We start from the raw sequence: 11206 nt of genomic DNA, 5'->3' as shown, positions 1-11206 counted from the left end.
AGATTCAAAAAGAATAGAATAATAGTATACGAAATAACAATAATCATCATTAAATAATATACTCCTTAATTTTTATTCTGCTATAATCGACGAACTTTTCATGCAAATACAACTAATCGATTTACATGCCACCACCAATATTAACGTCGCTTTTAGATACTGACGCTTATAAACTACATATGCAGCAAGCTGTTTTTCATCATTATCCTGATGTCATAGTTGCAGCTGAATTTCGTTGTCGCAGTGAAGAGCAACTTGGTCAATATATTGATGAAATTAAACATCAAATTCATTTAATGCAATCGCTGCGTTTAACAGACGGCGAGTTTAATTATTTGCAATCATTGCCGTATTTCAAGATGGATTACCTAAGCTGGTTAAAAAATTGGCATTACAATAGCAATATCGTGACAGTCATAAATCAAGATGGCCAACTACACATTCGTATCGAAGGAAAATGGTTAGATGTTATTTTGTGGGAAATACCGTTGCTTGCTGTTATTAGCGAAATCGTTCATCGAGATCGTACACCAAATATTGGCATCGATGAGGCTATTTCACACTTAAAAAATAAGTTGGCTCGCTTTAATGAAAGTAGTAAATCATATGATATGTCTCTATTTAATCTAATGGATTTTGGTACGCGTAGACGTTACTCTTTTGCAGTACAAAAAGCAGTTGTAAACTATTTAAAAAATAACTTTCCAAACTTTAATTGCACAAGTAACTATCTGCTTGCTTATCAATTTGGGCTAAAACCAGTTGGTACTCAGGCTCACGAATGGTTTCAAGCTCATCAACGTTTAGTTGAAAATCTCGCTAATTGTCAAAGTAAAGCCTTACAAGTCTGGCTAGATGAGTATCCAAATGATTTAGATATCGCACTAACTGACTGTATTACAATGGATGCGTTCTTAAATGATTTTGAGCCTACTTTCGCATCTAAATATCAAGGACTCAGACATGACTCTGGCGATCCAATTGAATGGGGTGAAAAGGCTCTTGCACACTATCAAAGCTTAGGCATTGACCCTAAAACCAAACTATTGGTGTTTTCTGATAGTTTAAATTTTGATAAAGCAATTAAGATTTATTGTCATTTCTATAACCGTGTTAAACTATCGTTCGGTATGGGGGGGCATTTGGCTTGCGATATACCAACAATTTCAACGTCAAATACTAAATCACTTAATATAGTGATAAAACTTGTTGAATGTAACGGTCAATCTGTTGCAAAATTATCAGATAGTCCTGGCAAAACTATTTCACAAGATCTTGTATTTATTGAAGAGCTAAAAAGAACATTTAATGTCACGAAAAATTAAATAAAGAATGAATAGGAACGAAAAATGAACGTTATTGCATCAGTTACCGATGTTTTACAAGGCAAAATTGCCGTTGGCAGTACGATCACAGTTCAAGGTTGGATTAGAACTCGTCGTGATTCTAAAGCAGGAATTTCGTTCCTAGCTATTTATGATGGATCATGTTTTAACCCAATTCAAGCTGTGGTTGAAAATACATTAACGAATTATCAAGATGATATTTTGAAATTAACAACAGGTAGCTCAGTTCAAGTAACTGGAAAAGTAGTTGAAAGCCCTGGGCAAGGTCAAAAGTTCGAACTACAAGCAATTGAAGTAAAAGTATTTGGCTTCGTTGAGGATCCAGATACTTATCCAATGGCGGCAAAGCGCCACTCGATAGAATATTTACGTGAAGTTGCTCACTTAAGAGCAAGGACCAATATTGTTGGAGCGATTACTCGTATTCGCCATACTCTAGCGCAAGCTATTCATCAATTTTTTGATGAACAGGGATTTTTTTGGATTTCAACACCTATTATCACCGCATCAGATACTGAAGGCGCAGGTGAAATGTTCAGAGTATCGACTTTAGATTTAGTCAACTTACCTAAAACTCAGTCCGGTAAAATTGATTTTGATAAAGACTTCTTTGGTAAAGAAGCATTTTTAACGGTATCAGGACAATTAAATGCCGAAACATATGCATGTGCTTTATCAAAGGTCTATACCTTTGGGCCAACATTTAGAGCTGAAAACTCAAATACAACCCGCCATTTAGCTGAATTTTGGATGATGGAACCAGAAGTTGCTTTTGCTGATCTTAATGATGTAGCAAAACTGTCTGAAAAAATGTTGAAATATGTATTTAAAGCAGTTCTAGAAAAACGTGCTGATGATATGCAATTTTTTGCAGAGCATGTTGATAAAGAGGCTATTTCACGCTTAGAAAACTTTGTTAACTCTGACTTTGCTCAAGTTGATTACACTGATGCAATCACAATACTACAAAATTGTGACGCTACATTTGAAAACCCTGTGAGTTGGGGTATTGATCTCGCATCTGAGCATGAGCGTTACTTAGCCGAGCAGCATTTCAAAGCCCCCGTTGTCGTCAAAAACTATCCTAAAGATATTAAAGCATTTTATATGCGAATGAATGAAGATGGTAAAACTGTTGCTGCAATGGATGTTTTAGCACCAGGCATTGGCGAAATAATTGGTGGTTCACAGCGTGAAGAACGATTAGACATGCTTGATAAGCGTATGGAAGAAATGGGGCTAAATAAGGAAGACTATTGGTGGTACCGTGATTTACGTCGTTATGGAACAGTGCCACATTCAGGTTTTGGCTTAGGCTTTGAACGATTAATTGTCTATATTACTGGCGTTCAAAATGTTCGGGATGTAATTCCATTCCCAAGAACACCAAGAAATGCTAATTTTTAATAAAAAAATGGTATTAAAATCAACGAAAGCGCAAAATATGGTTATTTTTTAACCAATTAAGCCTGATTTTATAGTTGGACAGCTTGTTTTGCTAAAAGTTCGCTTGATTTTAAAAAAAAATCGATATAACGTGTACATGCATTTTCAAATAGATGATTACTTATGGTGAGTGGTCATTTTGATTCTGACACCAAACTCTCAATGGTGGTAACCTAGAGCAGTGGCGGGTGTCTTAAATAACAACACCAATGAGGGTATAAAATGAAACGTAATCTACTAGCTATCGCTATCCCAGCACTTTTAGTTGCTGGCGCAGCAAACGCTTCTATCGAAGTTTGGAATAAAGATGGTAATAAACTTGACCTATACGGCCGTGTTTATGCATTAAACTATGTTGGCGATAAAGCTAACGGTGTTGATGGTGAAGGCGATAAAACAACTGGACGTATTGGTTTCTCTGGTGAAACTCAAGTAACTGATATGCTTTCTGGTTATGGTCGTTTTGAGTATGAAACTAAAACTGGTTCAAGTGAAGATGGAAGTTCTGAAACTCGTTATGCATTTGCTGGTTTAAACTTCGGTGAATTTGGTTCTTTCGATTATGGTCGTAACGACGGTGTGTTAAAATCTTTAACAGCTTACACTGACGTATTACCAGAGTGGGGCGGTAACGCATCTAACAACAACCTTTATACATTATCTGCTCGTACAGATGCTGTTGCAACTTACCGTAATTCTGGTTTTTATGGTTTAGTTGACGGTTTAGATTTCGCTCTTCAATATGCTGATAATGGCGATAACTCTAACACAACGTTAGCAGGAAGAAACAATAACAGCGCTGAAGCTTACGGTGCAACTGTACAATATGCTATCTTAGATACTGGTTTAAGCGTTGGTGCTGGTTATGCGGCAACTAATGGTGATCATGATAATAAAACTTGGAGTGCAGCAGTTAAATATGATGCTTATGATTTATACTTAGCGGCATTATATATCCAAGCTAAAACTGATTCAAAAGGCGTTGCTAATTACACTGATGATGCTAAAGTTCAAGGTTTTGAATTTGTTGCACAGTACGGTATTGACTTTGAGATTGGTCGTTTAACTCCATCTTTAGCATATATTCAGCATAAAGATAAAGCAGACGATAAATTTGTAGCTAAATATGTTGAAGTTGGTCTACAATATGACTTTAACAAAAACTTAACTGCTCTTGTTGACTATAAAATCAACTTATTAGATACAGATAAAGTAAGTGCACTTGCTTATAAAGATGGTATTGCAACTGGTAGTAAAAAAGGCGCAACGAAAGACACTGTTGCTCTAGGTCTAATCTACCAATTCTAATTAAATCTTAATCGGTTTAATCAAGATAATAAAAGGCACTTCGGTGCCTTTTTTATTTATATCAATAAAAATTTATCTATTTTACCCTTTAATTTATTGCACTTTTTTATATACTCTGTTAAAAACAACAGCATATAATATATAACTAAGGTCATTTCAGATGCTATTTACCACACGCACACTAAGTGCTAAAAAAAATATCGCTCTTGTCGCTCATGATCATTTAAAGATCGCGCTGCTTGATTGGTGTAAAGCCAATAAAGAAGAGCTTAGTCATCATCATCTATGTGGCACAGGAACTACTGGCACATTAATTAAAAATGAAACAGGTCTTGATATTACCACTATGTTAAGTGGCCCGATGGGCGGCGATCAACAAATTGGTGCATTAATCGCAGAAGGAAAAATAGATATATTAATCTTTTTTTGGGACCCATTAAATGCAGTGCCCCACGATCCTGATGTTAAAGCACTACTTCGGCTTGCAACAGTATGGAATATCCCGGTTGCAACAAACCAATCAACAGCGAATGCACTAATTCAATCACCAATATTTACTAATGAAGTAACAATCGAAATTCCTAATTACCAACAATATTTAGCAGAACGGACTAAATAAATGCCTATACCATCTCAAGTACGTAAATCAGGTAAAATAATATTATTATTAGATAATCTATTTATTGTATTGGGGTTTTATGTGGTTTTTCCGCTTGTTTCAACTCACTTTGTCGGCCAAGTAGGATGGAGTGCATTATTTGTGGGGTTTGCATTAGGTTTTAGACAATTCGTTCAGCAGGGTTTTGGCCTTATTGGTGGCGCGATTGCTGATAGGTTTGGCGCGAAACCAATGATCATTGCTGGAATGTTTTTGCGTTGTATTGGTTTTGCCTCAATGGCTCTCGCAAATGAACCTTGGATTTTAATTGTTTCATGTCTATTATCGGCTCTAGGTGGGCTACTTTTTGATCCACCACGAATGGGCCTTGCAATAAAATTTACTCGCCCACATGAACGAGGAAGATTTATTTCATTATTAATGATACAAGATAATGCTGGCGCAGTTATTGGCGCATTAATTGGTGGCTGGCTAATTGATTATGATTTTCAATTAGTTTGTTGGCTTGGTGCTTTAATTTTTTTATTATGTGCGATATTTAATCTTATCTACCTACCCGCTTATCATATCGCATTGGGTAAAGCTCCGGTTATTAGTGGAATAAAGTTAGTTATCACTGATAAAAAATTCACCTCATATGTATGGTCACTAACTGGCTACTATATTTTGTGGGTTCAAGTTATGCTAATGCTGCCTCTTACGGTTGCTAAAGTTTCAGGAAGTGCGAGCTATGTAAAATGGATGTATGCAATACAAGCGATTATATCATTATCCCTTCTTTATCCCCTTGCTCGCTGGAGTGAAATACGGTTTCGTTTAGATCAACGGCTAAAATTTGGATTATTTTTAATGTCATTGGGTTTCATTTTGATTGCTTTTGTAACTGAAATCGCATTACTGTTTATTTTAATTGCGCTTTTCTATTTCGGTGCGATTATTGCAGAGCCAGCGAGAGAGACACTAAGCACCATTTTAGCCAATCCCAAGGCGAAGGGTAGCTATATGGGGTTTAGCCGTTTAGGGCTTGCTATAGGCGGATTTATTGGCTATACCGGTGCCGGTTGGTTATATGATATTGCTCTAGACATTAATTTACCTAAATTACCTTGGTTTGTCTTAACGTTTATTGGAATATCAACCTTGGCTTATTTGCACTACTTATTTAAAAATGAAGCGCCAATGATAAAGCGCAATACTAAAAAAATTAGTTAACTAAAAAATATGTTCACCATGTTTAAAAAGATATGACTCACCTGGTGCAATTTTTTGCCAAACCTCATTAGAGGTTAACGGATTAGTTGCAATAACAGTAACTACATCATTAGGTGTTGTATGTTTCTGAAAATCAATTTCAACATCTTCGTCAATTAACCTTGCTTTGCCAAATGGTGATTTACGCGTGATCCAGTAAAGATTAGTTGAACAATATACAAATAAATATTGACCATCAGAAAGTAATAAATTAAAAACACCTAATTGCCTTAGATCATCAGCGCAACGTTTAACAAACCTAAATACATTTGGCAAATTATGCGGTTTATTTTTATATCGTAGCTCGAGTTTATTTAATATATAACAAAAAGCATATTCACTATCAGTTTGCCCAACGGGCTCAAAACGTCCTGTTGGTAATTTTTTATGATTATTAAGTTGCCCATTATGCGCAAATGTCCAATTTTTTCCCCATAATTCACGATTAAAAGGATGTGTATTTTCTAGTGCAATCTTACCTTTATTTGCTTGGCGAATATGTGCAATAACAAGCTTTGACTTAATAGGATAATCTTCTAACATTCTAGCTATTGGGGAAAAACTACACGCTTTAGGATCTTTAAAAGTTCGACAACCTTTACCTTCATAAAATACCATCCCCCAACCATCTTTATGTGGTCCCCTATCGCCGCCGCGCTTAGCCAAGCCTTTAAAACTAAAGCAAATATCAGTAGGAATATTGGCACTCATTCCAAGTAATTCACACATAAAGTAAACTCTAATATTATTACGTTAAATAGTTAAGCTCTTTTAGCCATTTCTTGTTCTATTAATAAAATTAAAATGTGAATAATTTTGATATGAATTTCTTGTACTCGATCGGCATAACCAAAGTGAGGAACACGTATTTCAATATCAGCTAAGCCATTAATTTTACCGCCGTCTTTACCAGTTAGTGCAATAACTTTCATGCCTTTTTCACGTGCAGCATCAATGGCTTTAATAACATTAGCTGAATTACCGGATGTTGAAATACCAAGTAGTACATCGCCCTTTTGTCCAACCCCCTCAATATAGCGAGAGAAAATTGCATCAAACCCAAAATCATTACCAACACAAGAAATATGACTAATATCAGAAATAGCAATTGCCGGATAAGATGGCCGATTTTCACGATATCGACCCGTTAATTCCTCGGCAAAATGCATTGCATCACAATGTGAACCTCCATTACCACAAGATAAAACCTTACCGCCTTGTTTAAATGAATTCGCAATCAATAATGCAGCATTTTCAATAGATTGAATATTTTTGTCATCATTGATAAACTTGGCTAGAACTTCAGCAGATTGATTTAATTCGCCACGGATAGCATCTAAATACATAATTAACCCCATAAACAAAAAAGTTATAATTCGTTTTAATAGGCTATATATTAGTTCAAAACTTGAAAATTACAATATAATTACAGCGACTTGATTGTATGACTATTTGCCAACGTTGGCATATAAATAGTATAGTTATGTAAGAAAATCATACCTCATAATGAGTAAATTGATGTAATTAAGTCTAATCTTTAACCTGCCTAGCGAGTATTTACCAATGACACATAAATCTAAATCCAGACATAAAGAGTACGCACTAATATTAACGTTTTTCACACTGCCTATTTTATATTATTTACAAAATAATAATAATTTATTCGGCATTATTATGGTTAATCTTCTATCTTTAGCGACCATTTTATATAGTGCCTTTAGTGTTGTTCGTCATGCAGATGTGTTAGCTCACCGCCTTGGTGAGCCCTTTGGATCTTTAATTTTGAGCTTATCCGTTGTTATTTTAGAAGTTAGTTTAATATCGGCTTTAATGGCAACAGGAGATACAGAGCCGACCCTAATGCGTGATACATTATTCTCGGTTATTATAATTGTGATCGGTGGGCTAGTTGGTATTGCTTTACTTATAGGCGGCCGAAAATTTGAAACTCAACATGTGAATTTAGCCGGAATTAAGCAATATTTAATATCAATTATTCCTTTAGCTTTTATTGTTTTAGTGCTACCAACAACATTGCCTAATAATTCTTTTTCTCCCTTACAAATGGGAATAGTTGCGATACTGTCTGCAGCAATGTATGCAGTTTTTTTAATTATTCAAACTAAAACACACCAGAACTTATTTATCTATGAACATGAAGATGAAGAAAGCGACGATAATGGGCACCATGGAAAACCATCGCCTCATAGTAGCTGGTGGCATGCTACATGGCTAATTATTCATTTAATTTCAGTCATAGCTGTAACAAAAATGAATGCAATCCCTCTTGACCACCTATTAACTGCACTAAATGCACCTCATGCATTTACGGGTTTTTTAGTCGCATTGTTAATTTTATCGCCAGAAGGACTCGGTGCATTAAAAGCCGTTATAAACAATCAAGTACAACGCGCAATGAATATCTTTTTTGGTTCTGTTATCGCAACGATATCATTAACAGTACCAAGCGTTTGTTTGATAGCTTATATTACAAGTCAGCAGCTGGAATTTGGTCTTTCTGCATCAAATATTGTGATCCTATCTACCGCGCTCTTATTATCAGTAGTTTCATTTTTAACAGGTAAGACAAATCAATTAAATGGTATTGCGCATTTAGTAGTATTTGCAGCTTATATAATGATTTTGTTATCTTGAAGTAAACAAAAAAGCGCATTTTTTTGCGCTTTATTAGTATTTTTGACTTAGTGAAATCCAAAAAAATTTTCGTTATCAATTGCGATGGCTATAAAATCTTGATACTGCAATATTTTAACGTCGTCACTCACAATTTTATGAGTTCAGATTTTTTATTAGGTATTCGAAATAAGTTATTAGAGAATGGCGGTGAGGAAGGGATTCGAACCCTTGATACGTTGCCGTATACACACTTTCCAGGCGTGCTCCTTCAGCCACTCGGACACCTCACCACATCTATTAAGGCGCATACTATAATAGCCTGCCACAATTAGGTCAAGCCATTATTTATCAATAAGCCTCAGTGCTAGATTAATTTTAGTGAGTAACGACAATACTACCAAAAATACTCAGCATAATTAAAACGGCTACAACAGCCACTAAGGCTAATTTAAAATTAGTACTCATCGTATAAGTTCCTTATTTTTATCACTTATTTAAATTGATTAACTGTAATCCAGCTGGTAAAGAGGACCCAGTCACTTTAGGATAAAATTTTTCAAAATCTAATAAAATCTCAACTGTTTCATCCAAATATGCATCACGAATTTTAAAATCTTTAGGCAAATCATCTAAACTTTTAATTTCGGGTAAATTTTCTCGTTTCAAGCGTTCATTCATTCTTAATAATAGCTTATTATCAGTTTGTTGTTGCTCTTTTTCTCTAGACACTTTATTTAAAGAAACAACATACAGTTGATCCTTTTTCGCGTTGTAATCAGCAATATCTTGTTCTAAATAATTAAATTCAGGATCTTGTGCTATCCTCGCTTTATGCAAACGAGTTAGTTCAGGTAAAACTGACTGAATATCAAAGAAAGTCTTATAATTAGCAACAGATACTTTATCCCAAGGTAAGGCATTATCTAGATAACGTTCACCAGTTTCATCAACATATTGTAATGTGCTCATTTCAATATCTGGCTCGACACCTTTTAACTGAGTACTCCCGCCATTGATACGATAAAATTTTTGAATTGTGTATTGCACTCCACCTAGTTCAGACCAATCTGGATGAATTTTAGCATCAATTGGATAAGCAATATTACGCGAAGTTTGTACTGTCCCTTTACCATAAGTATTTTCCCCAACAATGATTGCTCGATCATAATCTTGCAATGCTGCAGAAAAAATCTCAGAAGCAGAAGCGCTATAACGATTAATCATTACCGCAATGGGGCCCTTATAATAAGTATAATCATCTCTATCATCATATACCGTTACATGTTGCATATTATCTTTAACTTGTACAACAGGGCCTTTATCAATAAATAATCCAGTTAAAGCAATAACTTCAGCTAATGATCCACCGCCATTATTACGTAAATCAATAACAATACCTTTTAATTGTTTTTGATTTGCTTCAATTAATAATTTTGATACTTTTTCTGTCAAACCGATATAAAAGCTAGGAATTTCGATAACGCCAATATTTCCTCGAGCCGTTTTTTTAATCGTTAATTTTGCTTCACGATCTTCAAAATGAATCTTATCTCGTTTTAGTTCAAGTATCTTAGGCTTACTATTGTTACCTGCTGGTAAAATTTCTAAAATAACAGAGGTCCCTTTTGGCCCTCTAATTTTTTCAACAATATCATCAAGACGCCAGCCAATTACATCTTCAATCGCTTTACCTTTTTGACCAACTCCAGTAATGCGATCACCAATTGCTAATTGTTTACTTCGCTCTGCAGGTCCTCCAGTAACAAACGAAACAATTTGGGTATAGTCTCCCTCTTGATTAAGCGTTGCACCAATGCCTTCGAAAGAGAGGCTCATCTCTGAATCAAAATCGCGTTTGATTCGCGGAGCTAAATAACTAGTATGGGGATCGATTTCTTTTGCAAAAGCATTCATAAATACTTGGAATGCATCTTCTGGCTTAGTTTGAACAAGTGTTCTTAATATTTGATTGTAGCGTTTAGTAAGCGTTTCACGAATCTGATCTTCATTTTTGCCTGTTAACGCCAAACTGAGCTCATCATATTTAACACGCTTACGCCAAAAATCGTTAAGCTCATCCTCAGTTGTCGCCCAAGCAATGTCTTCTCGCTTAAAATCGACAGATTCATCATCATTGAAATCCATTGGCTCAGCTAATAATTTTAACGCATATTGGTAACGTTCGAATCGCTTTCTCAGTGATAAATTGTATATATCAAAAGCTGTCTGAACATCACCATTTTTAAGTTCAATCCCTAATTGGGTCTGTTTTTCACGAAACTGATCAAGATCACTCTTAATAAAAATTGTTTTATTATTATCCAATAACTTAAAATAACGATCAAAAATCTTAGATGAAAAAACACTATCTAAATCAAAATCACGAAAATGAGATTGTGTAAAATAGTTTGTTACTCGACGCGCTACCACCTCATGAATAGGATCTGCCTCAAGTGTTGGTAACTGATCAATATTATAGTTTTTTGCCTGAGCAAGGTTAACAAATAATAACCCTGCTACAAAAATTGTCACTGACAAATAATATTTATCAGACAAACAACGCATTATTTTCTTCATTCAAAATCTCATTTTATATAAA

The 11206-nt window shown here is 35.0% G+C and carries 10 protein-coding genes and 1 tRNA gene; 6 read left to right on the top strand and 5 right to left on the bottom strand.

Annotated features, from left to right (window positions below; translation table 11 throughout):
• Positions 1-125 precede the first annotated feature (125 nt).
• The 5 genes from pncB (at position 126) to mdtH (ending at position 5931) form a co-directional block, all read left to right on the top strand.
• The gene (pncB, locus tag RHO14_02210; protein ID WVD71623.1) at positions 126-1325 is read left to right on the top strand and encodes a nicotinate phosphoribosyltransferase; all 1200 of its coding nucleotides are present in this window, start codon (positions 126-128) and stop codon (positions 1323-1325) included.
• Positions 1326-1349: 24 nt separating this feature from the next.
• The gene (gene asnS / locus RHO14_02205; GenBank protein ID WVD71622.1) at positions 1350-2753 is read left to right on the top strand and encodes an asparagine--tRNA ligase; all 1404 of its coding nucleotides are present in this window, start codon (positions 1350-1352) and stop codon (positions 2751-2753) included.
• Positions 2754-3014: 261 nt separating this feature from the next.
• Positions 3015-4100: a porin gene (locus RHO14_02200; GenBank protein WVD71621.1), complete on the top strand. Its 1086-nt coding sequence runs from the start codon at positions 3015-3017 to the stop codon at positions 4098-4100.
• 160 nt (positions 4101-4260) lie between these two features.
• Positions 4261-4719 carry a methylglyoxal synthase gene (locus RHO14_02195; protein WVD71620.1) on the top strand — a complete coding sequence of 153 codons (459 nt, stop codon included), beginning with the start codon at positions 4261-4263 and terminating at the stop codon, positions 4717-4719.
• A complete protein-coding gene (gene mdtH, locus RHO14_02190; GenBank protein ID WVD71619.1) occupies positions 4720-5931 on the top strand; it encodes a multidrug efflux MFS transporter MdtH in 1212 nt (403 codons plus the stop codon).
• Here the strand turns inward: mdtH and RHO14_02185 are convergent, their stop codons facing one another.
• Both RHO14_02185 and lpcA read right to left on the bottom strand, forming a co-directional pair.
• A complete protein-coding gene (locus tag RHO14_02185) occupies positions 5932-6699 on the bottom strand; it encodes a class II glutamine amidotransferase (GenBank protein ID WVD71618.1) in 768 nt (255 codons plus the stop codon).
• A 32-nt stretch (positions 6700-6731) separates the two neighbouring features.
• On the bottom strand, positions 6732-7316 hold the full coding sequence (gene lpcA, locus RHO14_02180) for a D-sedoheptulose 7-phosphate isomerase (protein ID WVD71617.1): 585 nt from the start codon (positions 7314-7316) through the stop codon (positions 6732-6734).
• A gap of 217 nt (positions 7317-7533) precedes the next feature.
• On the opposite strand from lpcA, the gene chaA reads away from it, so the two are divergent.
• Complete coding sequence (gene chaA / locus RHO14_02175) at positions 7534-8625, top strand: sodium-potassium/proton antiporter ChaA (protein ID WVD71616.1); 1092 nt, start codon at positions 7534-7536, stop codon at positions 8623-8625.
• A gap of 184 nt (positions 8626-8809) precedes the next feature.
• Here chaA and RHO14_02170 read toward each other — a convergent pair.
• The 3 genes from RHO14_02170 to prc all read right to left on the bottom strand — a co-directional run bounded on the left by RHO14_02170 (position 8810) and on the right by prc (position 11184).
• Positions 8810-8897, bottom strand: a tRNA-Ser gene (locus RHO14_02170).
• 85 nt (positions 8898-8982) lie between these two features.
• Positions 8983-9072, bottom strand: coding sequence for a YnhF family membrane protein (locus RHO14_02165; protein ID WVD71615.1), 90 nt, complete (start codon positions 9070-9072; stop codon positions 8983-8985).
• 21 nt (positions 9073-9093) lie between these two features.
• On the bottom strand, positions 9094-11184 hold the full coding sequence (gene prc / locus RHO14_02160) for a carboxy terminal-processing peptidase (protein ID WVD71614.1): 2091 nt from the start codon (positions 11182-11184) through the stop codon (positions 9094-9096).
• Positions 11185-11206: the final 22 nt, after the last annotated feature.

Source organism: Orbaceae bacterium lpD04 (assembly GCA_036251935.1).
GTDB classification, from domain to species: Bacteria; Pseudomonadota; Gammaproteobacteria; order Enterobacterales; family Orbaceae; genus Orbus; species Orbus wheelerorum.
This window is presented reverse-complemented; position numbering and strand designations above follow the sequence as displayed.

Excerpts from the sequence above, each read along its gene's own strand:
- pncB (WVD71623.1), top strand. The coding sequence starts at position 126 with ATGCCACCACCAATATTAACGTCGCTTTTAGATACTGACGCTTATAAA.
- asnS (WVD71622.1), top strand. The coding sequence starts at position 1,350 with ATGAACGTTATTGCATCAGTTACCGATGTTTTACAAGGCAAAATTGCC.
- RHO14_02200 (WVD71621.1), top strand. The coding sequence starts at position 3,015 with ATGAAACGTAATCTACTAGCTATCGCTATCCCAGCACTTTTAGTTGCT.
- RHO14_02195 (WVD71620.1), top strand. The coding sequence starts at position 4,261 with ATGCTATTTACCACACGCACACTAAGTGCTAAAAAAAATATCGCTCTT.
- mdtH (WVD71619.1), top strand. The coding sequence starts at position 4,720 with ATGCCTATACCATCTCAAGTACGTAAATCAGGTAAAATAATATTATTA.
- RHO14_02185 (WVD71618.1), bottom strand. The coding sequence starts at position 6,699 with ATGTGTGAATTACTTGGAATGAGTGCCAATATTCCTACTGATATTTGC.
- lpcA (WVD71617.1), bottom strand. The coding sequence starts at position 7,316 with ATGTATTTAGATGCTATCCGTGGCGAATTAAATCAATCTGCTGAAGTT.
- chaA (WVD71616.1), top strand. The coding sequence starts at position 7,534 with ATGACACATAAATCTAAATCCAGACATAAAGAGTACGCACTAATATTA.
- RHO14_02165 (WVD71615.1), bottom strand. The coding sequence starts at position 9,072 with ATGAGTACTAATTTTAAATTAGCCTTAGTGGCTGTTGTAGCCGTTTTA.
- prc (WVD71614.1), bottom strand. The coding sequence starts at position 11,184 with ATGAAGAAAATAATGCGTTGTTTGTCTGATAAATATTATTTGTCAGTG.